Source organism: Marinobacter sp. BW6, assembly GCF_008107725.1.
Classification (GTDB): domain Bacteria; phylum Pseudomonadota; class Gammaproteobacteria; order Pseudomonadales; family Oleiphilaceae; genus Marinobacter.
This window is the reverse complement of sequence record NZ_VIRN01000068.1, coordinates 66,316-89,058: the sequence shown is the minus strand read 5'-3', so window position 1 is coordinate 89,058 and position 22,743 is coordinate 66,316. Positions and strand designations below refer to the sequence as shown.

Here is a 22,743-nt window from a genome sequence, read left to right as displayed (position 1 = left end):
CTATCGGTACCTTCTCTGATCCAGTGTCGTCAGCCGGTCCGGATGAAACACCATGAGTCCGGTTACGAAGGTGCCGTTCACAAATCCCTCCGGAATCATGAATAACGGCAGGTAGCGGATGTATTCATGCACCAGCTCGTCGAACGTATAGACGCCGCTGGTCCATAGCATCAGGCACATGACAACACCGGCGGCCGCCACGGAAATGCCCGCGCCAAAGAACCCGCAGAAGAAGATATAGGCGAAGAAGTTCCGGAAATCCCGTCGGCGCTCCCAGAGCATGATGCCGTGGCTGACAATGGCCGGCACCATCACCGTGATCAGCCCGTTGGCGGCGAACATCATCAGTGGCTCGCGGCCGGTGATCACCGTGATCACCAGCGCCAGCAGGCCTGCCAACACCGCCAGCGCCCACCCCAACATCAGGGTTATTACCGTAATACCGAAAATGTGGATGGCCAGGCCCGGAGAAATGCCCGCCCGTAGCTGCCAGACAAAACCCAGAACCACGGCGGCACCGAAAAACGAGTGCTGGAGCGCGTTGTCCTTGCGAAACGCCTGCCAATCGATTGAGCGCAGTGCACGGACAAGAATCACCAGAAAGAGCAGGAGCGTAATGATCCACTGACTGGTGGATAGCAGGTTTTCAGTCATGCCCATAGTGAACGTACCGCAGCAACGGGGTCGGGAATGACATCTTAATGGCCCGCCCCACCCCCGGTGCAAGCAAGCCCAGATTAATCAGGCGACCTGTTTCTCGAGTTTGCCAAGGTCGGTCAGGCGCTGCCAGGCCTCAAAGGTACTCAGGAAAACCTCGCCACCCAGATGGGAAAGCAGCTCTGTCCCCTTCAACTTATCCATGACCGGGCCTTTCACTTCCGCCAGATGCAACCTGACCCCTGCATCCTTCATACGCTCGTTGATCGCCTCCAGACTTTCAAGAGCCGAGGCATCCACAAGGTTCACCGCCGGACACACCAGCACAAGGTCTTTTAACTCCGGCTCCCGAATGATCAGGTCCATGACCGTTTCCTCGAGGAACCGGGCATTAGCGAAGTAAAGGCTCTCGTCCACACGCAGGAAGGTCACCTTCGGGCAAAGTTCCACATCGTGGCGAAGCACGTTGCGAAAGTGCTCGGTACCTGGCACCCGGCCGACCACCGCACTGTGGGGGCGGCTGGTGCGATACAGGAACAGACCGATGGAAAGCGCCACCCCGGCGATAATGCCCGCCTCGACACTGTGTACCAGGGTCAGCACGATGGTCGCGAGCATGGCCCCGAAGTCGGTACGTGAATAGCGCCAGGTGCGGCCCAGGGCCGGGAGATCGATCAGAGTGGCTACTGCCACAATAATGGTTGCTGCGAGTGTTGCCTGCGGCAGATACGCTATTGCAGGCGTCAGAAACAGCGTTGCCATAGCGATACCAACCGCCGCATAGGCGCCGGCGGCCGGGGTCTCGGCACCGGCGTCGAAGTTGACGACAGAACGGGAAAAGCCACCGGTAACCGGCATACCGCCGGAAAAGCCCGCGCCCAGATTGGCGGTTCCCAGACCAATCAGCTCCTGGTCCGGATCGATACGCTGGCGCCGCTTGGCGGCCAACGTCTGGCCTACGGACACCGACTCCACGAAACCCACAACACTGATCAGCAAAGCGCTGACCGCCAGCTGCTGCCACAAGCCCATGTCCAGGCTCGGCATGGTGAAATCAGGCAGTCCCCGGGGCACATCTCCAACCAGACGCACACCCTGGCCATCAAGCTGGAACTTCCAGGCCACCAGGGTGGTCAACAGAACCGCCAGAATCGGCGCGGTTTTGGTCAGAATATCCGCCATTCTCGGGGCCAGGCCCATACCCATAAGAAGCGGCTTCAGACGTTTTCGGGCGAGCAGAAGGAAAATCAGGGCCCCGGCACCAACGCCCAGTGTCGCCAGGTTGGTATCGCCGATCGACGCCAACAGTGACTGGCCAATTTCCAGCAGGTTATGGCCGGAGGCCTCGATCCCGAAAATATGTTTGAGCTGGCTCGCGGCAATGACAATGCCGGAAGCTGTGATGAAGCCCGAAATAACCGGATGGCTGAGAAAGTTGGCCAGGAAACCCAGCCTGAGCACACCCATCAGTGTGAGCATGAGGCCTGACATAACCGCCAACAGAACAGCACCGGCCACATACTCAGGGGTGCCAGCCTCCGCCAGTGGCGCCAGGGCCGCGGCTGTCATCAGCGAGGCTACAGCGACCGGCCCCACAGACAGAGTCCGGCTGGTACCGAACACCGCGTAGATCACCAGGGGCAAAATACTGGCGTACAGACCGACCTGGGCAGGCAACCCGGCCAACAGGGCATAGGCCAGTGACTGGGGAATGAGCATGACGGTAACGATGACCGCCGCCACCAGATCGCTGGTGGCCTGACCCCGGCCGTATTGTGGCGCCCACTGAAGGATGGGCAGATAGCGTTTAAGATTCATCGGGAATCTCAGAACAGATTAACCGGCACTTTCAGGTACACCTGACCGTTGTCTTCGGCCGGGGGCATATGACCTGCCCGCATATTGACCTGGACCGACGGCAGAATCAGCCGCGGCATATCCAGGGTCGCATCCCGTTCGGTCCGCATTTTCACGAACTCTTCCTCGGAAACGCCTTCATGGACATGAATGTTCGCTTCCCGCTGCTCTGCCACCGTTGTCATATGCTGATATTCATCACGGCCAGGCGCCTTGTAATCGTGGCACAGTAAGATCCGGGTTTCCGCAGGCAGCGAAAGCACCTTCTGGATGGACTGGTACAGGATGCGGGCATCGCCACCCGGGAAATCACAGCGAGCGGTGCCAAAGTCCGGCATAAACAGCGTGTCACCAACGAAGGCGGCGTCGCCAACCACATAGGTCAGGCAGGCAGGAGTATGGCCGGGGGTATGCAATACACGCCCTTCAAGGCCACCAATGGCGAAAGTGTCGCCCTCCCTGAACAGCTGATCGAACTGGCTGCCGTCGCGCTGGAATTCGGTGCCGGCGTTGAACGCCTTGCCAAAAATTTCCTGAACATCGCGGATGTGAGCACCAATTCCGGTCTTTCCTCCCAATTGCTCATGCAGATATGGCGCCGCAGAAAGGTGATCCGCGTGTACGTGGGTTTCGAGGATCCACTCGACCTTCAGGTCGTTGCTGCGGATGTACTCGATAATCTCATCGGCAGAGCGGACATCAGTGGTTCCCGCAGCGTAATCAAAATCCAGGACCGAATCGAGGATGGCGCAGGCCTGGCTGTCCGGGTCACGCACCACGTAGCTGAACGTGTTTGTGGGTTCATCAAAAAAATGCTGAACGATCGGGTTACTCATGCCGGTCACCTCTGAATGATCCAAATATCAATTTTAATCTAAGGATATACTATTTGGTAATATGAGGTGAAATGATCTTTTTTTATATGCGCAATGTTCCTGATACATCAACAAGACAGTCCCGCCCTGCCTGCTTGGCCAGATAAAGTCGGTGATCCGCCCCGGCAATGAGGGCATCCGGGGATGCGGGGCGGTCAACAAACTCCTCGATGCCGGCGACACCGGCGCTGACCGTGACCGATATCTTCCCGTCATCAAAAACAAACGCCTCGTCATGCACCGACTCCAGAATTCGCTGCACAAGCTGACGCACATCGCCGTGCTCCACGGCACTGAACACAACAATAAACTCTTCGCCTCCGAAACGGACAACAACGTCCATGGAGCGGGTCTGGCGAACGAGGATGTCAGCAAAGCGCTGCAGAACATAATCGCCCCCGAGGTGTCCGATGGAATCGTTAATCTTCTTGAAGTGATCAATGTCGAACATAGCGAGCGCGAAACGTTCCCCACGACGATTACTCCGGCCCAGCATCTCATCCAGCCTTGGCATCAGATAACGGCGATTGTGCAGACCGGTCAGTGGATCGCGAATCGACTGGTTCAGCAGTTCTTCCTCCAGGCGGTTGCGCTCGAGGGCACCCGAAAGAAGTCCGGAGACAATAATCAACAGATCGGCCTGATCCAGACGCCAGGTTCTTTGGCGCAAAGAGTCGACGCCAAAAAATCCCGTCACCCGTCCGCGTACCCGGATAGGCACGCAGAACATGGAAGACACCCCCTGTTCCTGAAGCAGCGCCCGCTCGGGTGCAGCCTCACGAGGCAGCCGGTCAACATCTTCAATGAACACCACCCGACTGCCACTGACCATGCCCTCGATTTGTTCCTGCCACCAGTGAAAATCTTCAATCGACACCTGCTGTTGGCTCTCGATCAGGGCGGGCACACCGCCCCTGCACCACTCATGAGTATTGGTCATCACGGCGTAGCCTTCGGAGAAGCCATACAGATAAGCACGGTCTACCTGGAAAAACAGTCCGATGGATCTCAGCAGTTCATCGATGCATTGATCAATGGTGCCAAAGCCAAGGTTGATGAATTCGGTGGAAAGGCGGGCAATCAAACGCTGGAAACCGGCCTGGAAGGAGAACTCAGCCTCGCTCTCCCGCAGGCTCTGCTCCAGGTTCTTGTAATGCTGGATGTTGTGGAACTGGCCGTACCAGTAGGTGCTGCCATCAGACTGGCGTTCCGGCTCCGCGTTAACTTCGAACCACTCGTAATCACCATTCTGTAGCCTGAGCCGCGCCCTGTAGCGCCACGGACCCAGAGTATCCGCAGAAGCACGGATACTCGCCATGACGGCCTCGGCGTCGGCAGGGTGGATCATGGAAAAAATCGGATCCGCGTTCTCATTCAGATCCGGGGGATTGATGCCAAAGAGCGCCAGCACTTGCTCGCTTATGAAGGGGCAGCGATGGGACTCTCCGTCCGCGCTCAGCCAATAGATGAACAGGACTCCTGAAACACCTGAGGCCAGCTTCTGAAAAAAGTGGGCAGACAGAGCAGTTTGCTGCCCATTACCGGACCTTGACCCCTTGGACACAACGTCCTCCCGACGGACGATTCACACCTGTTCATAACAGAGTGTAGTTCACGCCGACAGGAAACAAGCCCCCTTCTGGAAACGGTGGATCAGAGTGAGTCCAGACGACTCCTGGCTTCATCCCGTCGACCGGTGTCTGCGATGGTCCGTCCTGGCCTGCCGGGCGCTTCCAGCGCTTTCTGGAGGTAGGTACGTGCCCTTTCCGGTTCGCCCTGATCCAGCAAAAAGTCGCCGAAGAAAAAGTTGGCATCCATGCCATCGGGATTGATGGCCAGTGCCTTCTGCAGATATTGCCGGGCCTTGTCGTCATCGCCGAAGCCCAATGGCCAGCCGGGGACCTGGTAATAGAGGCTGCCCAGCGACGTGTAGGCCGAGCCATCCAGAGCATTGGCATCGATCTCCAATGCCGCCTCCAGTGATTTCCGGGCATCCTTGACCAACCCCAATGCTCCCAGACCGCCCTTGGCACCGGCGTAGGTGCTCAGCACAATACCCTGCCAGATCAGCGGCTCTGCCCGGCCCGGATAATGGGTGACGAACTGTTCTGCCTCGCTGGCCAGACCCTCAAAGGCTTTCTCTTTCTCATCCTCCGGCATCTGATACTGGATTTCGGCCCAGCGATGCTGGATATCTACCAGGTCGGTCTCCAGGGCCGCCGCCCAGAGGGGCTGAGCGACGAGGCACAGAATCATCAATAGTACTCGTTTCATGACAATACTCCCGATTTCAGAAACCGCCGGATGACCGGCAATTGCTTCAGCATCGCCTTATCGACAATTCTCGGCAGGATGCCGTTGATCACCACAAACAGCTTCTCTGGCCAGCCCAGGAAACGCCGGCGATCGTCGTTTTCCATGGCCGCAAGGATCTGCGACGCCACGGCTTCCGGCGCGTCCATGGTATTGCCGAGTGCCCGGTTCAGCTCGTTTACCGATTCCGGATTCATGGCCGTGGCGGTAGCACGAGGGGCCACGTAGACCACCTGAACGGCGGTATCCGCCAGTTCCCGGCGCAGCGCCTCGGTGAAGCCGCGCAGGCCAAACTTGCTGGCGCAATAGGCGGTGTACCCGGGGAAACCGATGCTGCCAAAGGTGGAGCCCACGAAAACCAGGGCACCCTGGCCGGCTTTCTCAAACCGTGGTGCAAAATGCCGGGCCACCAGCATGGCAGAACGGAGATTGACGGCGATTTGGGCATCCAGTTCACTCACAGCCATATTGCCGAGGCTGGCAAACCGGTTCTGGCCGGCACAGTGAATGACCCCGTCGATGTCCGGATAAGCATCGTTGAGACGCACCAGTTGCTGATCAAGATCCGGCGCAGCCAGGTCCAGATGCACGGGCGACACGCCCTCCCGATGCTCCAGCTTTTCCGGGTGCCTTGAGGCGACAATCACACGGGCACCCGCCCTTACGAGGGGTTCCACCAACGCCTTACCGATACCGCCGGTGCCGCCCAGCAGCAGGAACATCCGGTCATGCAGCCTCATGGCGCCGCTCCTTGCTGCTTTCCGGCAGGGGAATGCTGTGCAACATGTCGCCATAGAGCCGATAGACCATACGTGCGGCCTCAATGATTGCCTGCTGGTCGTCTGAGTCGGTGATCTCGTTCATCAGGTTGCGGAAGAATTCGAAATGCTCCTGATCCAGAGCGCCATGGGAGTACAGGTAACTGAAGGCCTCATCCGGCAGACCGAGCCGCGTCTGGATCGCCTCTCCAAGGGGAGTCGCCAGTTCAATGGATGTGCCTTCAAGGACCTGGACCATGCCGAAAAACGCCGCCGGGTTGCCTCGATTAATCCGGTCATAAAGGAAGGCGACCATCAGTTCGATCGAGATATCCGGGTCGCCATGGCGAATGGCTTCTTTGTCTTCCCCGCAGGCTTCCAGATCGTTGAGAATCCATTCGTGGTGTCCGTACTCCTCTTCGATGTACTCAACCAGCGCCTTACGAACGAATTCCAGACGCTCTGGCAAGCGGCCACCACAGGCCATCATCAGGGGAACTGTGTGTTTCACGTGATGGAAAGCCTGGGTCAGGAACCAGGTGTAGCCGGTCAGATCGAAACGGCCCTCACGGATGGCCTCAATCACAGGCGCGCCGGTAACGTGGGCGCGGGCTTGAGCAGTCTCGGACTGCAGTCGGTCGAAAAATGCCATGAAAGATCCTCCAGGCGGGTTTGAAAAATCGGAATTCGAAACGGAAAGATTCATGAAAATCGGGAAGGCGCCTGCGAGCAACGTCGGCAGGTCAGCCTGAATCTGCTGGCGCACAGGCCGCCCATTTGCGGTTACGTAGCCTCCGGCCTGGCTCAATGGCTGGCGGCGGATATACACCCCCGAAAGCCGGGCATAGTCCGGCAAGCTTTCATTCAATGACGAAAGCTGTGCGCGCAACGCGTCAGGTGAGCGGCCATCCTGGACAACCAGCAGGGCCGAGGGGCGGGGATCACTATCGCCAAACACCACCGCCTGGCTCGCACCGAGCGCCTGAATCAGTTCACTCTCCAGCCACTCCGGGCTGATGTTGCGACCAAAGCTGGTAATCAGGAGGTTCTTGGCCCGGCCATTCACTGACAGGAAACCCTCCGAATCCCGGGCACCCAGGTCACCGGTATCCAGCCACTCATCGCCTGCCGGTCCATCGCCGGGATAGCCAAGATAGCCAAGGTGGGTGTTACCACCCACCAGAATGTGGCCACGCTCGTCCACCCGAACCCGAACATGGGAAAGTGGTTTTCCGACCGACCCTTCGCGTTCGGCGCCGGGTACGTTCAGTGCAACCACCGAACTGCACTCGGAAAGGCCATAGCCCTCGTACAACGGCAGGCCGGCAACGCGGCCCCGGGCGATAAGGTCGGAGGAAACGCGGCCGCCGCCAACGGCCAGAAACCGAAAGGAATCACTCTTCAAATGTTGCTGTTCGACCGCAGCCACCAGAGCCATGGCCAATTCCGGCACAAGAATCAGAGATTGCGGCTGGTGTTCATTGATGCCCTGCACCAGTCGCCCGATATCGAGACCACTGCTGCCGGTCATGCCCAGATTGTGTAAGGGGGCAACCATCACCGTACTGCCCATAAGCAAGGGCAAATAGACCCCGGCAATGTTCTCCAGCAGTGTTGCCAGCGGCAGGATGCAGAGGTGCCGTTCAAGCTCGACGCCCTCCAGCCGCTCCTTCAATGCCAACGTGGTGGCCGTCATCTGCGCCACCGACAGGCAAACGCCCTTGGGGTTGCCGGTGCTGCCAGAAGTGAAGGTGATTTTCGCGGTCTGTTCCGGCATCGACACTTCTGCAGCAGATACCGGCAGATGCTTTAACCAGAGGCCATGGCCAATGTGCTCACCGCCGTCGGTTGAGGCCGCTGCCAGCAGACAATCCAGGCCTGCCCGCTCAGTCAGGTGTTCCGTCTGGGACCGTGAGAAAAACACAGGCACGGGCACACACACCACATCGGCCATCAAACAGGCCAGATCCGCAAGAATCCAGGCCGCGGAATTGTCTCCGCACAAACCAACCCGGCGGACACCCAGCCGAGTCAGCTGGTCGGCCAGGGCGCTTGCCGCCTGCATCATCTGCGCATAGCTGAAAGCAGACTCTGGTCCCTGAAGAGCCGTACGGGAAGGATGGCTGCTCGCCTGGCGCGCCAGGAGTTCAGGCAATGTGGCCATAGGAGCCTCCTGCCATCGCTTCTCCCTCAGGGGCTTCGGCCTCAACGGACTGAACCAGCCTGAGCAGACCCGCGCTCCGGAGGGCCGACATGCCGTCGGCGACACGAATGGCCATCACCACCGGATGATGATCGTAGTAGCGTCCCCAGCCGGCGCCGCCATCGGGCAACCGGGAAGGGTCAGCCATGGCCAGAACCTCGGTGGCAATACCCAGGCGATGAAAACTGTTGCGGAGCTGATCCGTGCCGGTACAGACAACCCAGTCATAGCCGGCCCCATCCAGCCACACCGACAGGGAGGCAAACAGAAAGCGGCTAACGCCGGCTTCAACGCCGGCCAGGTGTGCGATTTCCGCAATCCGGTGACGCTCGACACCCGCAACCGGCATCACCGATTCCACCGGCACCGACAAGTAGTCCTCCAGAAACAGCTTCTCCAGCGCGGCGTTCCGAACACCCACCGCTGCCAGAAGGCTGCCCTGAGCCGTAGTCAGGGCCAGGAGCGCCGGTATGCGCAGAGAAGGCTCGGCGCCGTATGCATGCAGGAAACGGCGACGAATAAAATCCGCAACCGTATCGGCCATTGCCGTCTCAGGACGGATCTTGTTAAACCAGCGACCGGCACAACGGATGACCGGAACCACCTCCCCGGAATCCGGAGGACAACATGTGGACATCATCAGCGGGTCTGTCATATGGGCTCTCCAGTTTCGCTCCCTGTGGGCGCTTTGATCACGGCTACCAGATTAGGAGCCAAGTCTTAAACCAGCCTTAAGGAGGGCCAGGAGAAACCTTAAGGCCGACTTAAGGTTTTTCAGAGGGAACGGTTAAGGCTTGCTTAAGAATGCCCGCGTAAGGTGCGGCCATTATCCGGATTGTTCTGATAACACCGGGGTTCTGAAGTGAGGCTGTATGAGATTCCCGTTATTGCGGTCGGCTGACTGGGGCAGATTGCCACGATTCCTGCTTTCCGGTGGCATCGCCACACTGCTCCATTGGTTGACCATGCTGGTCTTGATCAGAGCTGGCCTGAACGCCGTTCTCTCAACCGGTGCAGGCGCCACTGCTGGCCTGCTGGCAAATTACTTTGCCCAGCATCGCTACGCGTTTTGCTCCGACCTGCCCCACAGAATCGCATTCCCGCGATATTTCACTGCGGCTGCATTGGGCTGGGCCCTTAATCTGATGGGTTTTTCATTGCTTATGGTTGCGGGGGGCAACGTTGCCCTCTCCCAAATTATCACGACCGGTCTGGTTGCCTTTGCCAACTATCTCTTCGCACAGAGGTTTGTGTTCCATGAAGAACAGACAATCAACGTTCAGTAACCCGGTGCTGAGCATCATTATCCCGGTTCATAACGAGGCCGATGTCATTCCCACTCTGCTGAAACGGCTGGATCTGGCGTGCCGACAACTGCCGGGCCAGGTGGAGCTGTTGTTCGTGGATGATGGCAGCCGGGATAACTCTGTTGCCCAGCTGCTTCGGGCCAGGGACCGTTACTCCGGAATCAGAGTCCTTGAGCTCTCCCGGAACTTTGGTAAAGAAGCTGCCGTTACCGCGGGCCTCGAGAATGCACGCGGCGATGCCGTGGTACTGATGGACGCCGATCTTCAGGATCCGCCGGAGTTGATCCCGAGAATGGTCAGGGCATGGCAAAAGGGCGCAGACGTCGTGCTGATGAAGCGGCGATCCCGGGCCGGTGAAAGCTGGCTGAAGCGCACCACTGCCAGCATTTTCTATCGCCTGATCAACCACATCAGTGATGCCTCGATACCAGTCGACACCGGAGATTTCCGACTGATGAGCCGGCGCACCGTTGATGCCCTCAACCGTTTACCCGAGCGCAACCGCTACCTGAAAGGCATGTTCGCCTGGGTCGGGATGCCAACGGTGACTCTCGAATTTGATCGTGACCCACGCCTGGCAGGCAAAACCAAGTGGAATTATTTGAAACTAATACACCTGGCGATGGAGGGAATCACCTCTTTCTCCACGCGTCCCCTGCGTATTGCCCTGATCCTCGGTCTGCTTGCGGCTGGCGTCGGGGGCCTTTTCGGCACCTGGGAAGTTATCCGGGCACTGGCTTTCGGCATATCCACACCGGGTTACGCCTCCATGATTGCCGTGATCACGTTCCTCTCCGGGGTCCAGCTGCTGTGTGTTGGCCTGCTGGGTGAGTATGTCGGCCGCATCTATATGGAGACCAAACAGCGCCCGGTCTTTATTGTTGCCGAAGACAGCGACGATATTGCCCAGCCGCTTCTAACCCAACTGCGAGTAGCCGGAAATGACCAGAAACATTAACACCCTGCTGTGGCTATTGTTTGCCGTGCTGGCCGCCCGGCTTGGACTGGCGGCGATACTGCCGCTGGCAGACACCACGGAACCACGCTATGCAGAGATTGCCCGGATAATGGCGGAGACCGGCGACTGGATAACCCCCTGGTTCGACTACGGAGTACCGTTCTGGGGCAAGCCACCACTGTCTTTCTGGGCGCAGGCACTGTCGTTCAAATTACTGGGGGTGTCTGAATTCGCGGGCAGACTGCCCTCCTGGCTGGCCAATGCCGTTATCGTCTACCTTGTCTTCACCCTGCGTCGTTACCTGCACCCTGAACGCAACAGCGAAGCGGCGACGTTGGCCGGTCTCTGGGCGGCCCTGATCTACGCCACAACGGCCCTGGGTTTTCTGACGGCCGGCACGGTGATGACCGATTCGTTCCTTGCCCTTGGTTCAACGCTGGTGCTGACCAGTCTTTTGGTTCGTCTTCAGGGCGGCCCGATGGTGTGGGGCTGGCTGTTCTTCATCGGGCTTGCCACCGGCCTGCTCGCCAAGGGCCCGCTGATTCTGGTGATCACCGGTCTGCCGGTTTTTCTCTGGGTTGCGACTACCCGAGGCTGGCAGGACCTGTGGCAGCGCCTGCCCTGGCTCCGCGGTTCACTTTTGATGATGGCAATTGCCGCCCCCTGGTATGTCCTCGCCGAGCTCAAGACACCCGGTTTTCTCGATTACTTCATCGTGGGAGAGCACATCAAACGATTCCTGGTCAGCAGCTGGCAGGGTGACCTGTATGGCAACGCACACGAGTTTACCCGGGGCACCATCTGGCTGTACCTGGTGGCCGCCAGTTTCCCCTGGGGCCTGATCGCGATTGTTGTCTTTGGAGTAAGCCGCTGGCGCCACCAACCGGCACAACATCAGTGGCAGCCTCTTGAAAAAGGCTTGGGCGGGCTGGTGCTGGCGTCTGCACTGAGCCCGGCCATCTTTTTCACCCTGTCCGGCAACATTCTCTGGACCTATGTACTTCCGGGTTTGCCGTTTCTTGCCGTGCTGGTTTCGAGCCTCTGGCCGAAGGAACTTACCCGCCCAATGACGGCCTCGAGCCTGGCTGCCGTTCTGACGATCCCGTTGATGGGGATCGCCGCCGCAGGCTGGCTTACCGTGAATCCGGAGCATCTGAAAACCGAGCGGAATCTGGTGGCCAAAGTCGATCAACTCCCCGGCATGAGCGCAGACAATCTGTTTTACCTGGGCAAGGCTCCCTTCTCGGCACGCTTCTACAGTCGTGGCGAGGCCCATGCCATTGAGCAGGACGTTGTTATCGATCGGCTTGAATCGGGCAACCTGCCGAAACCCATGGCGCTGGCAGTAGAGAAAGGCAACGCAGCGATGCTTAAGCGCCTTGAGGGCGTCACCAGACCTATCAAAGAGAACCGACGCTTTCGCCTCTTCCTGCTGGAACCCTCCTCTGGAGAGACGGCAAACAGCTCTCATGGGCAAAGCAAAACCAGCGGTATCGATTACAATGCATCCAACGATCACCCGCTAAGCTGAAAACCAACCGGATTCCTGCTACATGCGAATATTGCTGATTGAAGACGATCATCTATTGGCCAACACCATGCTCGGCATGCTGCGCGACGAGCAGAATACCGTTGACTGGCTGGATGACGGCCAACAGGCCCTCAACGCGCTCCTCAATAACAGTTTCGATCTGGCAATTCTGGACCTGACCCTGCCGCGGGTGGACGGTCTCGATATCGTCAAGAAAGTCCGTAATGAAGGTATCGACACGCCGGTCATCATTCTCACCGCCCGCGATGATCTGAATGAGAAGCTTCAGGGACTGAATGCAGGAGCAGACGACTATCTCACCAAACCGTTTGCAATGGCAGAACTGAAAGCCCGGATACGTGCCGTCACCCGCCGCGGCGCCGGTGTCCGAACCGGCGGCCTGCAAGTGGGCAAGCTGACCCTGGACCCTGACTCGGGTCAGCTTCAGGTCAGCAATGAAACCGCAACCCTGCCACGCAGCGAATTCCAGATTCTGCACTACCTGATGCGCCACCCGGACCAGGTTGCGACACGCCGTCGGCTGGAAGAACAGCTGTATGGCTGGGAGCAGGGCGCAGAAAGCAATGCCCTTGAGGTACATGTCCATCATCTGCGCCGGCGCGTTGGCAAACAGACCATCCGCACCGTCCGTGGCGTTGGCTACATGCTGGACAGCAAGGCCGCTGCGGAGGTTTCGCCGGAATGAGCCTGACCCGGAAACTGATACTTCTGATCACCAGCACGGTGTTCTTCATCACCCTGATTGCCGCCGGGTGGGGATTCTACGTCAGCGACCATCAACTGGAGGAGCTTTTCGATGCAGAGCTGGCCCAGAGCACCCGCATCGTCCAGGGCCTGGTGGAGCATCTCTCTTCCACACAATCGATGGAACAGATCACCCACACCCTGGAAAAGACCCTCCAACTGCCAGACAGCGTCTACCAGGGAGACGAGGAGGAAAATGAAATCCTGCCCGATGGCGCGGGCCACAAATACGAACGGAAGCTTGCCTTTGAGGTCTGGTCGCCAAACCGGGAGCCGATTCTGGATACCCTGCGTGCCAACGATTCGCAGGGCCTGGAGCGTGGCTTCGGCTGGCAGGAAGTGGCCGGATATCAATGGCGAACCTTTACCCTTGAAGATCCGGCAACCGGCTTCTGGATCCGCACAGCCCAGCGTGAGGATGTCAGGGACGAACTCAGCCAGGAAATCGCTCTCGGCAACGTACTGCCTTTCCTGCTCGTTCTTCCCGTGCTCGCTCTGGCGGTGCTCGTGTCCATTCAGGTGGGCTTCCAGCCACTGAGGAAGCTGGAGCGCCCAATCCGTAACATGGCCCCGGAAAACATTCACCCTCTGGATGACCGGCAAGCGCCCAAGGAAGTCGCCGGTCTGGTGCAGGCGGTGAATGGCCTGCTCAGGCGTCTTAACCAGGCTCTGGAACGGGAACGCCGTTTCTCTGCCGATGCCGCCCATGAGCTACGGACACCGTTGACGGCCCTGCGGCTGAACCTGGAAAAAGTCTACGAGAACGACCCGGAGCAGTACGGCGACCTGATCCAGTCCGTGGACCGCATGGTGCACCTGGTTGAGCAGATGCTGCTGCTCAACCGCGTCGACTCCGGTGCCGATTTCACCCCGGAATACCACAACCTGTCTGCCATCGTGGAGCAGAGCATTGCCGATGTGGCACCGCTGGCCCTGAAAAAGGACATCGACCCCGTGCTGCAGGACGATGCCGGTCAGGCCCTGGTCTCCTGCCACAGCGCCCTGATCAACACCCTCATGCGCTCCCTGCTGGCGAACGCCATCCAGTACAGCCCCGAGCACACAATCATCGAGACGCATCTGACGCCTTCCGGCGAGGGATACCTCATCACCGTGTGCGACCAGGGCCCGGGCATACCCGCCGAGGCGCGCGAGCGGGCTTTGAGCCGTTTTGTCCGCCTGGATCAGCGCCTCGGCGGCGGCGCCGGTCTCGGACTTGCGATCGCCCGGCGCATCGCGGAACTCCATGGTGGGCAGCTTACCCTTGGGGACCGATCGGATGGTAACTCGGGCCTGTGCGTCAGTATCTGGCTGCCGGCCCGTGCGACTTCCGGACGCAGGCAGGTTTAAGGTTGTTTTAAGGTTTCGGGAGGATACTCCGACCCAATTGAACAGGGCCGTCAGACGGCCCTGTGGATATTCCGTTTTCGAGGATGTCGTTACATGGGTCAGGAAAGAACGCTGTCGCTGGTTATCCCGGCCAAGGATGAAGAAGCCAACATCGCCACCCTGCTGACCGAGGCTTACGGGGTAATGCGGGACTACCACGGTTTTGAGGTGGTGCTGGTGGATGATGGCAGCACCGACAAGACGCTGGATACCGCGGTGCGTACAGCACGGGCCCTCGGCGGCCGGTTGTTGACCATTCGCCACGAACGCAGCATCGGCCAGAGCGGTGCCCTTGCATCGGGTATCCGCCAGGCCCGGAGCAGGCTGATCGTTACCATGGATGGCGATGGTCAGAACGACCCGGCCGACATTCCCGCCATGCTGCAGAAAACCAATACCATGCGGAACCCGGATTTCTGTATTGCCGGCTATCGCAAGAATCGCAAGGACACCACCTGGAAACGCTTCCAGTCACGTCTGGCCAATCGCGTGCGGGATGCGCTGCTGCATGATGGCGTGCCCGATACCGGCTGCGGCCTGAAGCTGTTTCCCCGGGAAACCTTTCTCAAACTGCCCTGGTTCGACCACGGACACCGTTTCATCCCGGCGCTGGTACGAGGAATCGGCGGTGACATCGCGATTGTGGAGGTAAACCACCGCCCACGCATCGCCGGCATTTCCAAATACAACGCCTGGAACCGGACCTGGGCCGGCATCCTGGACCTGCTCGGCGTGCTCTGGTTGCTGCACCGCACCCGGGTTCCTGTTATCAGCAGTGCTGGTCAGGCCGATCCAAAGGCGTCAGTGGCGGAGCGCTACTGAGATGATCAACGGTTCCCGCTGGCTGGCCTTCGCCGCGCTGGTTCTGGTTGGCTATCTGACCATCCATAATGGCTGGCTCGACTTCATTGCCAACCAGACCGAGGTGGCAAACTACCTTCACAGCCATGGTTTCGGCGGATTGGTGGTGATTACCCTCGCCGGTGCATTGTTTACCGGCCTTGGTGCTCCACGCCAGTTGCTCGCCTTCGTGCTGGGCTTTGCCCTTGGTGGGCTCAACGGAACGCTGCTGTCGACCCTGGCGGCCGCCATTGGCGCCACCGGCTGCTTCCTGACCGCCCGCTGGCTGCTGCGTACCCCGTTGAGCCGGCGGTTCAGCCGCCGGATGCAGCAGTTTGATCGCCTGTTCCGGGAGCAGACGCTGTTGAAAGTCCTCATGGTCCGCTTGCTGCCAGTGGGCAGTAACCTGGTGACCAACCTTGTCGCAGGCTGCTCCGGGATCCGCTTCTCTCCATTCCTGTTCGGCAGCACCCTGGGCTACCTGCCCCAGATGCTGGTGTTTGCCCTGGCCGGTGCCGGTATCGGCAATGCCAACGCCTATCAGCTTGCCGTAAGCATCGGCTTTTTCATTCTCGCCTCGCTGATTGGTGCCTTTCTCTATCACAACCAGAGGGCCAGGACGCTGGCCGATTCCGTTTCCGACTCTCTCTGAGACCGAACCATGCCTGCATCACCCTTCGTTCACCACCTGCCGGACACCGTGTTCAACCTGTCCCGCAATCAACTCCTGCTGTTACTGCTGACCTTTGCCGCGGTCGTGATTTTTACCGGGATCGGATTGCGTTCCCCCTGGCCTGCCGACGAACCGCGGTTCGCGGAAGTGGCCCGCGAAATGGTCGCCTCCGGTCAGTGGTTGATCCCTATGCGGGGTGGCGAGTTCTACCCGGACAAGCCACCGGTGTTTATGTGGAGTATTGCCTTCTTCTACTGGCTGACTGGCAACCTGAAGATTGCATTCCTGCTGCCCAATGCGCTTTGCAGTTTGCTGACACTGGGACTCGTCTTTGATCTGGGCACCCGACTGTGGAATCAGCGTACCGGTGCCATTGCGGTCATGTTGCTGCTGCTTGCACCACAGTTCGTGATCCAGGCCCAGAAAGCCCAGATCGATGCCATGGTCGCCTGCTGGATTGCGGTTGCCTGCTACGGCCTGATCCGGCACTTTTTCACCGGGCCCGCCTGGGGCTGGTACTTTGTCGGCTGGGCGTTTATGGGGCTCGGAATCATCACCAAAGGGGTCGGCTTCCTCCCGGCGCTGATGCTCATTCCGATTGTGCTCATGAAGCTTCGCGATCGCGCACTGTTCCGTGGCGCGCTCACATGGCGCTGCGCACTAGGCCCGCTGGCCATGCTGGCAGTGGTTGCCGCCTGGCTGATTCCCATGGTGCTATACGTGAACAATCTCGGCACCGAAGAAGCCCTGGCCTACCGGAACAATATCCTGTTCAAGCAGACCGGCGAGCGCTATGCCGACTCATGGGGCCATATCCAGCCCTGGTACTATTACCTCACCAGCGTAATCCCCTCGCTCTGGTTTCCTCTTCCACTATTGCTGCTGGCCTTGATCCGGCCCCTGTCTGAAACCGCCCGGTACCGCCCGATTATTCCGGTGCTTCTGGGCTGGATTGCCCTGGTCATCGTGTTTTTCAGCCTCAGCCCCGGCAAGCGCGGTGTTTACCTTTTGCCAGCATTGCCCATGCTGGCCCTGATTCTCGCCCCGCTGCTCAGCAGCCAGAAGCCGGCCGGCTGGTTTCCGCCGCTCCTGACAGGTTTGCAGTTCCTGCTCGGTATCGCGTTGATGGTGGTTGGCATCCTGGCCTGGAACGACCACCCCAGGCTGGTTGAAAAAGTGGCCGACTACAGCACCGATCCGGCCAAACTGCATGAGGCGGGGACATTTGTCTTCGTCATAGGGCTGGCCTGGCTGATCAGTCTGTTCGGGTTCTGGCGCTCCCGTGCGCTGGGGCGTCTGTTCCTGGCCATGATGATCACCTGGCTGCTGCTGGGCACCTGGGGCTATCGAATTCTTGAGCCGCTTCGAACCCCTCGCAACGTTCTGTCCGCCGCAGAGCAGCATATTCCGCCCGGGGGTCAGCTTGGCATGATTGATTTCCGGGAACAGTTCCTGCTGTTTTCAAAGCGCGATTTTACCCATTTCAGCTTCTTCACGGGTCGGGAACAGGAAAACCGGAATGCCTGGCTGTGGATGAACGAAACCGCCAACAGCTATCTCCTCGTCGCCGATCAGATTGAGTTATCCTGTTTCACCCAAGAAGGTGCTGTTCACTTGGGTACAGCCCACCGGGACAACTACCTTTTGTTGACTGATGAACAAATGAACCCCAGCTGCACACCACCAGACAAGGGCAGGTGGTTTACCACGCCTGAGCCCGGCAGTTGGCAAGATTAAGCTGGCAAGGCATTAAGAGAAGAATAAACGATGAAAGAGCGTGAAATTAGAGCCCGTCGGGAAGAAAACCGCGTTGATTCCGTGAAAATCGTACGATCCCCCTCTAATGCGCACGAATGGGTCATACTTTTTAAAGATATTGAAGGAAAAACCTTTTTCCTGATTTCCGACGACGATCATGTCTGCAGCTACGCAAACCTGGATGCGACCGTCGAGGCACTCGACGCCCTGGGATTTGCCCGTGCCGAAGTGCTGTTCTGACAGGCCCTACCTGGTTTTGGGCAGGGTCACCGAAACCTGCAGGCCCTGACCTCCCAGGCCTGCACCCAGCCGGACGTCGCCACCCATACCCCGAATCAGCGTGCGGGCGATAGCCAGGCCCAGGCCTGCGCCACCCGTTTCACGACTACGGGACTGTTCGAGCCGGTAGAAGGGCTCGAAAACCCGTTCGCGTTCCGCCTCGGGAATACCCGGACCCTGGTCAACAATCGTGACAACCGCTTCTGTGTCTGTGGTTGCCAGTGTTACTTCCGCCTGCTCGCCATAATTAACCGCGTTCTCAATCAGATTACGCAGGGCACGTTTGACGGCTTCGGGCTGCCCCTGGAGCACACATCTCGGACTGTCATCACAATGTACCGCCAGCCCCATTTCCTGGAGATCACCACAAAGGCTGTCCAGCAGGGTCGCCAGATCATAACGACGGTGCTGCTCGGTGGTGGTGCCCCGTATGAAATCGAGGGTGGCTTCGGCCAGGTGCTGCATCTCCCTGAGGGAATCGAGAAGACGATCCCTGTCCTCGCCTTCCGGCAGCATTTCCACCCGCAGCCGCATGGAGGTGATGGGTGTCCTGAGGTCATGAGCCAGGGCCGCCAGCAGCCTTGCCCGGTCTTCCTGTGCCCGACCAACCTGGTCCTGCATCTGGTTGAAGGCGCGGGTAACCTCACGAACATCCTCCGGCCCCTTTTCAGGAACCCGGACTTTCTCTCCCCGCCCGAAAGCATGAGCTGCCAGACTCAACTCGTTCATTGGCTGCAGGATTCGACGGACCGCCAGCAACAAGGTCAGTGTGAGCAGCACAGCGGTAATCCCAACGCTGGTGAGCGTCGCCTTCAACCACAGCCAGGATGGCGCTGGTGGCCGGGCCCGGGCGTTGAACCATTGACCGGAAGACAAAGCCAGGGAGACACCCAGAACCGGAGGGCATTCGTGCCGGTCATCGTGATGGTCATCATCGTCACGGTGCTCTTCATCCTCGTGATGCTCATCATCCTCATCGTCGTGTCGCTCACGGTCCCGATGATCATCGCTATCTGGCAGGCAGTCGTCTTCGTCAGCCTCCATGGCCGTTCGAACCTGCTCTACGGACAGACCCAGTTCCTCGGCCAGCCGGCGCGTCATGCCGGAGGCCCGATCTTCGGTCAGATAGGGCGCAGAATCGATGGAAAGCCGCAGGGTCGGGCTGGAAAGTGCCCGCAGGATACGCTCCTGCAGTTCCGGGTCCGTGGTATCGGCCAGGGTGTAGCCATCAGCCACCCGCTGGAGAACGTGTTCCAGACTGGCACTGCGCAACGCACCCTGACGCTCGCCAGCCAGAATAACGATGGTGATAATCTGGGCCACCAGCAGCACCAGAATCAGCAACAGCGCCAGCTGCCCACCGGCGCGCCGTGGCCACAGTCTCATTGTTCAGCCCCTTCGACCGCAGCAATCCACTGGTAGCCACCGCCCCAGATCGTCTTTATCAGCCTGGGGCTGCGGGCATCAGGATCGATCTTGCGGCGCAGGCGGCTGACATGATTATCAATGCTTCGATCGAAGGCATCCGCCTCTCTGCCGAGGGTCAGGTCCATCAGCTGATCACGGGACAACACCCGGCCGGCGTGCTCCAGGAAGGCGAGCAGCAGCTTGTACTCGGCGGTACTCAACGACACCTCGACACCTTCCGGATCGATGAGTTGATGGCGGTCGACGTCCAGCGTCCAGCCCTCGAACGTCAGGGACTGGCCGGCCATGGGGCTGCGTTGCGGAGGCAGCGCTGTGGTCCGGCGCAGAACTGCTTTTATGCGGGCCAACAACTCCCGGGGGTTAAAGGGTTTGGTGAGGTAGTCGTCGGCGCCCATTTCGAGGCCGACAATGCGATCGGTTTCCTCGCTCATGGCTGTCAGCAGAATAACGGGCAACTCGGTGTGTTCACGAAGGTAACGGCAGAGCGTGAGGCCATCATCGCCAGGCATCATGATGTCCAGAACAACCAGGTCGACAGAGTGCTGTCGCAACTGGCGCTTCAAGGCATCGCCGCCATCCGCCAGCAGCACGCGCAGGCCATGCTCCTGCAAATAGCGGCCGACCAGATCGCGGATGTCTCGGTGGTCATCGACCACCAGGATTGTGGGAGAGTCGCTCACTCGTTACTCCGTTGAATTACCATCTGCCCTGATTATAGGGGAGTCGACTTCCCGCTTGGGCACGATCTTGTCAAAAACCGTCGTAATTCCGGGCCTTGCGACAAGTTGCGACAAACTTGGCGTGTCACCGAGACAATTCTGCGACGTTTCCTTGGTGGAATAACTCCCGACCGACAATGACATTCCGTCATGGGTTTTACCAACCAAGGAGTTCAACCATGAAAAAAACCACCACCATTGCAGCCCTCTCCGTCGCCGCTTTGCTCAGCGCCACGCCCCTGCTGGTATCAGCCGATGACGATTACTGGGACGACGATCGCTACGAGGATCGCTATGAGAATCGCCGTGACGGCAAGCACATGGACGCCAGCCTCAAGCAGTACAGCACCGATGAGATGCGCATCATGGCCTATGGCCAGGCACTCAGGCGCTTTGGCCCGGGCGTGAAGGTGTCCGTTGACGAAACCCCGGATGGCACCTACCGGGTACAGCTGCGGGATGCCGAGCAGAACCTGATCCGGAAGCAGGAATTCAACCAGTACGGTGCCCCGGTTCGCGGCGGCCGCCGGGACTGATTGCCAGCAGCCAGCGCGGGGGTCTGTTCAGGTCCCCCGCCACCATTTGATCAAGGAGAATCGCGATGACATTGATGGACGCTGACAACCGCTATGGTGCCGTTTCCCGGGCTGTGCACTGGATAATGGCAATTCTGCTGCTGGTAATGCTCGCCAGCGAAGTCTGGTTTGAAGGTCTGGAACACACCTTCTCGGATGCCTCCCTTATGGCCTGGCACCAGAGCCTGGGACTGAGCATTTTTGGCCTGGTGATCTTTCGCGGCCTCTGGCGAGGGTTGAACCGCTCGCGTCTGTCACCACCGGCGCATTGGGCCACCATGGCGAAACTGGGACACATCGCGCTTTACGCCCTGATGATTCTGATGCCGCTGTCAGGGCTGGCGACGTCTCTCGGCGAGGGCGATCCTGTTACCTTTTTCGGCTGGACAGTCTTTGGCTACGGCCCGGAAGTGGAGTGGCTGGAAGAGAGCGGCGAAGACGTCCACGAAATACTGGCCAACGTGTTGTGGGTAATGATTGGCGTACACGTGGCGGCTGCCCTGGCGCATCAGTACCTGCTTGGAGACCGGATCATGAAGCGCATGGCCTGACAGCCCGGAATACACAAACCCCTCGGGCTCAAGCCACCGGCAGCGATTCGTCGCTGCCCCAGTCCGCCCAGGAACCATCGTAGAGAGACAGCTGGTCATACCCGGCCAGCTCGGCAGCCAGCAGAATGATGCAGGCGGTGATGCCGGAACCGCAGGAAAACACCAGTTTCTGCCCGTTTCCGGTTTGAAGGTTCGGAGCGAGCCGTTTGAACGTTGCCTCCAGATCACTGGCCGGCTTGAACCGGTAACCGTCCAGTACCTCGGTAAACGGAAGGTTGAGAGAGTTCGGGATATGGCCACCACGCACACCCGGACGAGGCTCCGGGGCCTGAGCCAGGAACCGCGCCCGGGACCTCGCATCAATCACCCTAACTTGCTCGTCGTCCAGATGCTGTAAAACGAAGGCGGAATCCCGGACCCGTTCGCCCTCCAGACGGCCCGCCATGCTGCCGACGGCAGTCGCGCCCTGAACCGGAGCCGAAACCGTTTCACGCCCCTCCGCTAACCACTGCGGCAGGCCACCATCCAGCACGAAAACCCGTTCAAGACCCATCGACCGCAGAATCCACCAGGCCCGGGGGGCTGAGTAGATTCCCTGGTTGTCGTAAAGCACCACCAGGCTGTCAGGCGTTATGCCCAGCCTGCGAATTTCCTGCGTGAACTGTTCCTCGGTGGGAAACGCATGGAGCTGGGAGGATTCGGTATCGCAGAGCGTTCCCTCCAGATCGATCTGGTAACTCCCCGGTATCCACACCGGCTGGTCGTAAACGATCGGCTCCTTACCAATAACCGTGGCCATACTCGCGTCGATCAGAACCAACCGTTCGTTATCGAGGTTTTCCTGCAGCCAGTCGGTGGTTACGAGTGGTGACGCCATGGTGTGCTCCTGTCCATACCAGAAATAAACGGACGACTGCGCAGCCCGCCGAATCGCCAGATCTTCCCGACGGCCCTCAGGAAGTAGCGGCGATCACCGAGATTTCCACCAGCAACTCCGGAGACGCCATCTGAGCCTGAACGCAGGCCCTGGCCGGCGCCCCACCTTCGGGCACCCAGTTGTCCCACACCTCGTTCAGAGCCTTGAAATCAGCCATATCCGCCAGGTAGATCGTTGCCGACAGTATTCTGTCGCGGCTTGAACCGGCGGTCTCGAGCAGCTCGTCCACTTTCTCCAGCATCCCGGTTACCTGGGTATGAATGTCGCCGTTACGGTCCTTGGCAACCTGACCGCAAAGGTAAACGGTGCCGTTGTGTTTTACGATCTTGCTCATTCGGCTGTTGGTGGAAATACGCTCAATGGTCATGGT

23 protein-coding genes are annotated in these 22,743 nt (G+C 59.2%); 11 read left to right on the top strand and 12 right to left on the bottom strand.

Annotated elements, in window-relative coordinates; genetic code table 11:
• From FMN52_RS17240 to FMN52_RS17205, 8 genes are all read right to left on the bottom strand, one after another.
• Window positions 1-660, bottom strand: a complete 660-nt coding sequence (locus FMN52_RS17240; protein ID WP_148609857.1) for an energy-coupling factor ABC transporter permease — start codon at window positions 658-660, stop codon at window positions 1-3.
• A gap of 81 nt (window positions 661-741) precedes the next feature.
• Entirely contained in the window at window positions 742-2,475 is a 1,734-nt protein-coding gene (gene sulP / locus FMN52_RS17235; protein ID WP_148609856.1) for a sulfate permease, read from the bottom strand.
• Window positions 2,476-2,483: 8 nt separating this feature from the next.
• Entirely contained in the window at window positions 2,484-3,350 is an 867-nt protein-coding gene (locus tag FMN52_RS17230) for an MBL fold metallo-hydrolase (RefSeq protein WP_148609855.1), read from the bottom strand.
• Between the two features lie 82 nt (window positions 3,351-3,432).
• Entirely contained in the window at window positions 3,433-4,953 is a 1,521-nt protein-coding gene (locus FMN52_RS17225) for a diguanylate cyclase (RefSeq protein WP_148609854.1), read from the bottom strand.
• Between the two features lie 89 nt (window positions 4,954-5,042).
• Window positions 5,043-5,663, bottom strand: coding sequence for a tetratricopeptide repeat protein (locus tag FMN52_RS17220; RefSeq protein WP_148609853.1), 621 nt, complete (start codon window positions 5,661-5,663; stop codon window positions 5,043-5,045).
• Window positions 5,660-6,442, bottom strand: coding sequence for an SDR family oxidoreductase (locus FMN52_RS17215; protein ID WP_148609852.1), 783 nt, complete (start codon window positions 6,440-6,442; stop codon window positions 5,660-5,662). The genes FMN52_RS17220 and FMN52_RS17215 overlap by 4 nt, the downstream gene beginning before the upstream one ends.
• Window positions 6,429-8,624: an AMP-binding protein gene (locus tag FMN52_RS17210; RefSeq protein WP_148609851.1), complete on the bottom strand. Its 2,196-nt coding sequence runs from the start codon at window positions 8,622-8,624 to the stop codon at window positions 6,429-6,431. Before FMN52_RS17210 ends, FMN52_RS17215 begins: the two co-directional genes overlap by 14 nt.
• Window positions 8,608-9,318 (bottom strand): thermostable hemolysin, encoded by a 711-nt coding sequence (locus FMN52_RS17205; RefSeq protein WP_205424964.1) that lies wholly within the window; start codon window positions 9,316-9,318, stop codon window positions 8,608-8,610. Before FMN52_RS17205 ends, FMN52_RS17210 begins: the two co-directional genes overlap by 17 nt.
• A 217-nt stretch (window positions 9,319-9,535) precedes the next feature.
• Between FMN52_RS17205 and FMN52_RS17200 the strand changes: the two genes are divergently transcribed.
• The 9 genes from FMN52_RS17200 (at window position 9,536) to FMN52_RS17160 (ending at window position 18,124) form a co-directional block, all read left to right on the top strand.
• A complete protein-coding gene (locus FMN52_RS17200; RefSeq protein ID WP_148609850.1) occupies window positions 9,536-9,949 on the top strand; it encodes a GtrA family protein in 414 nt (137 codons plus the stop codon).
• On the top strand, window positions 9,921-10,928 hold the full coding sequence (locus tag FMN52_RS17195; RefSeq protein WP_148609849.1) for a glycosyltransferase family 2 protein: 1,008 nt from the start codon (window positions 9,921-9,923) through the stop codon (window positions 10,926-10,928). Before FMN52_RS17200 ends, FMN52_RS17195 begins: the two co-directional genes overlap by 29 nt.
• On the top strand, window positions 10,912-12,459 hold the full coding sequence (locus FMN52_RS17190; protein ID WP_148609848.1) for a glycosyltransferase family 39 protein: 1,548 nt from the start codon (window positions 10,912-10,914) through the stop codon (window positions 12,457-12,459). The genes FMN52_RS17195 and FMN52_RS17190 overlap by 17 nt, the downstream gene beginning before the upstream one ends.
• A gap of 22 nt (window positions 12,460-12,481) precedes the next feature.
• The gene (locus FMN52_RS17185; protein WP_148609847.1) at window positions 12,482-13,165 is read left to right on the top strand and encodes a response regulator transcription factor; all 684 of its coding nucleotides are present in this window, start codon (window positions 12,482-12,484) and stop codon (window positions 13,163-13,165) included.
• A complete protein-coding gene (locus tag FMN52_RS17180) occupies window positions 13,162-14,574 on the top strand; it encodes an ATP-binding protein (RefSeq protein WP_148609846.1) in 1,413 nt (470 codons plus the stop codon). The genes FMN52_RS17185 and FMN52_RS17180 overlap by 4 nt, the downstream gene beginning before the upstream one ends.
• A gap of 93 nt (window positions 14,575-14,667) precedes the next feature.
• Window positions 14,668-15,435 carry a glycosyltransferase family 2 protein gene (locus FMN52_RS17175; protein ID WP_148609845.1) on the top strand — a complete coding sequence of 256 codons (768 nt, stop codon included), beginning with the start codon at window positions 14,668-14,670 and terminating at the stop codon, window positions 15,433-15,435.
• 1 nt (window position 15,436) lies between these two features.
• A complete protein-coding gene (locus FMN52_RS17170; protein ID WP_148609844.1) occupies window positions 15,437-16,105 on the top strand; it encodes a VTT domain-containing protein in 669 nt (222 codons plus the stop codon).
• A gap of 9 nt (window positions 16,106-16,114) precedes the next feature.
• Window positions 16,115-17,863 carry a glycosyltransferase family 39 protein gene (locus FMN52_RS17165; protein ID WP_148609843.1) on the top strand — a complete coding sequence of 583 codons (1,749 nt, stop codon included), beginning with the start codon at window positions 16,115-16,117 and terminating at the stop codon, window positions 17,861-17,863.
• Between the two features lie 30 nt (window positions 17,864-17,893).
• Window positions 17,894-18,124: a hypothetical protein gene (locus FMN52_RS17160; RefSeq protein WP_148609842.1), complete on the top strand. Its 231-nt coding sequence runs from the start codon at window positions 17,894-17,896 to the stop codon at window positions 18,122-18,124.
• 6 nt (window positions 18,125-18,130) lie between these two features.
• Here FMN52_RS17160 and FMN52_RS17155 read toward each other — a convergent pair whose 3' ends face one another.
• Both FMN52_RS17155 and FMN52_RS17150 read right to left on the bottom strand, forming a co-directional pair.
• The gene (locus FMN52_RS17155; RefSeq protein WP_148609841.1) at window positions 18,131-19,549 is read right to left on the bottom strand and encodes an ATP-binding protein; all 1,419 of its coding nucleotides are present in this window, start codon (window positions 19,547-19,549) and stop codon (window positions 18,131-18,133) included.
• Entirely contained in the window at window positions 19,546-20,271 is a 726-nt protein-coding gene (locus FMN52_RS17150; RefSeq protein ID WP_148609840.1) for a response regulator, read from the bottom strand. The genes FMN52_RS17155 and FMN52_RS17150 overlap by 4 nt, the downstream gene beginning before the upstream one ends.
• Window positions 20,272-20,489: 218 nt before the next feature.
• Between FMN52_RS17150 and FMN52_RS17145 the strand changes: the two genes are divergently transcribed.
• Both FMN52_RS17145 and FMN52_RS17140 read left to right on the top strand, forming a co-directional pair.
• A complete protein-coding gene (locus tag FMN52_RS17145; protein ID WP_148609839.1) occupies window positions 20,490-20,846 on the top strand; it encodes a hypothetical protein in 357 nt (118 codons plus the stop codon).
• A 65-nt stretch (window positions 20,847-20,911) separates the two neighbouring features.
• Window positions 20,912-21,436: a cytochrome b gene (locus FMN52_RS17140; protein WP_148609838.1), complete on the top strand. Its 525-nt coding sequence runs from the start codon at window positions 20,912-20,914 to the stop codon at window positions 21,434-21,436.
• A gap of 28 nt (window positions 21,437-21,464) precedes the next feature.
• On the opposite strand, the gene FMN52_RS17135 is transcribed toward FMN52_RS17140, so the two are convergent.
• Window positions 21,465-22,313, bottom strand: a complete 849-nt coding sequence (locus FMN52_RS17135) for a sulfurtransferase (protein WP_148609837.1) — start codon at window positions 22,311-22,313, stop codon at window positions 21,465-21,467.
• Window positions 22,314-22,389: 76 nt separating this feature from the next.
• The gene (locus FMN52_RS17130; RefSeq protein WP_148609836.1) at window positions 22,390-22,740 is read right to left on the bottom strand and encodes a RidA family protein; all 351 of its coding nucleotides are present in this window, start codon (window positions 22,738-22,740) and stop codon (window positions 22,390-22,392) included.
• Window positions 22,741-22,743: the final 3 nt, after the last annotated feature.

Coding starts and splice junctions, on each gene's coding strand:
- FMN52_RS17195 (WP_148609849.1), top strand. CDS start 9,921: ATGAAGAACAGACAATCAACGTTCAGTAACCCGGTGCTGAGCATCATT.
- FMN52_RS17190 (WP_148609848.1), top strand. CDS start 10,912: ATGACCAGAAACATTAACACCCTGCTGTGGCTATTGTTTGCCGTGCTG.
- FMN52_RS17185 (WP_148609847.1), top strand. CDS start 12,482: ATGCGAATATTGCTGATTGAAGACGATCATCTATTGGCCAACACCATG.
- FMN52_RS17170 (WP_148609844.1), top strand. CDS start 15,437: ATGATCAACGGTTCCCGCTGGCTGGCCTTCGCCGCGCTGGTTCTGGTT.
- FMN52_RS17160 (WP_148609842.1), top strand. CDS start 17,894: ATGAAAGAGCGTGAAATTAGAGCCCGTCGGGAAGAAAACCGCGTTGAT.
- FMN52_RS17165 (WP_148609843.1), top strand. CDS start 16,115: ATGCCTGCATCACCCTTCGTTCACCACCTGCCGGACACCGTGTTCAAC.
- sulP (WP_148609856.1), bottom strand. CDS start 2,475: ATGAATCTTAAACGCTATCTGCCCATCCTTCAGTGGGCGCCACAATAC.
- FMN52_RS17130 (WP_148609836.1), bottom strand. CDS start 22,740: ATGACCATTGAGCGTATTTCCACCAACAGCCGAATGAGCAAGATCGTA.
- FMN52_RS17220 (WP_148609853.1), bottom strand. CDS start 5,663: ATGAAACGAGTACTATTGATGATTCTGTGCCTCGTCGCTCAGCCCCTC.
- FMN52_RS17230 (WP_148609855.1), bottom strand. CDS start 3,350: ATGAGTAACCCGATCGTTCAGCATTTTTTTGATGAACCCACAAACACG.
- FMN52_RS17140 (WP_148609838.1), top strand. CDS start 20,912: ATGACATTGATGGACGCTGACAACCGCTATGGTGCCGTTTCCCGGGCT.
- FMN52_RS17175 (WP_148609845.1), top strand. CDS start 14,668: ATGGGTCAGGAAAGAACGCTGTCGCTGGTTATCCCGGCCAAGGATGAA.
- FMN52_RS17240 (WP_148609857.1), bottom strand. CDS start 660: ATGGGCATGACTGAAAACCTGCTATCCACCAGTCAGTGGATCATTACG.
- FMN52_RS17200 (WP_148609850.1), top strand. CDS start 9,536: ATGAGATTCCCGTTATTGCGGTCGGCTGACTGGGGCAGATTGCCACGA.
- FMN52_RS17215 (WP_148609852.1), bottom strand. CDS start 6,442: ATGAGGCTGCATGACCGGATGTTCCTGCTGCTGGGCGGCACCGGCGGT.
- FMN52_RS17205 (WP_205424964.1), bottom strand. CDS start 9,318: ATGACAGACCCGCTGATGATGTCCACATGTTGTCCTCCGGATTCCGGG.
- FMN52_RS17155 (WP_148609841.1), bottom strand. CDS start 19,549: ATGAGACTGTGGCCACGGCGCGCCGGTGGGCAGCTGGCGCTGTTGCTG.
- FMN52_RS17135 (WP_148609837.1), bottom strand. CDS start 22,313: ATGGCGTCACCACTCGTAACCACCGACTGGCTGCAGGAAAACCTCGAT.
- FMN52_RS17145 (WP_148609839.1), top strand. CDS start 20,490: ATGAAAAAAACCACCACCATTGCAGCCCTCTCCGTCGCCGCTTTGCTC.
- FMN52_RS17210 (WP_148609851.1), bottom strand. CDS start 8,624: ATGGCCACATTGCCTGAACTCCTGGCGCGCCAGGCGAGCAGCCATCCT.
- FMN52_RS17180 (WP_148609846.1), top strand. CDS start 13,162: ATGAGCCTGACCCGGAAACTGATACTTCTGATCACCAGCACGGTGTTC.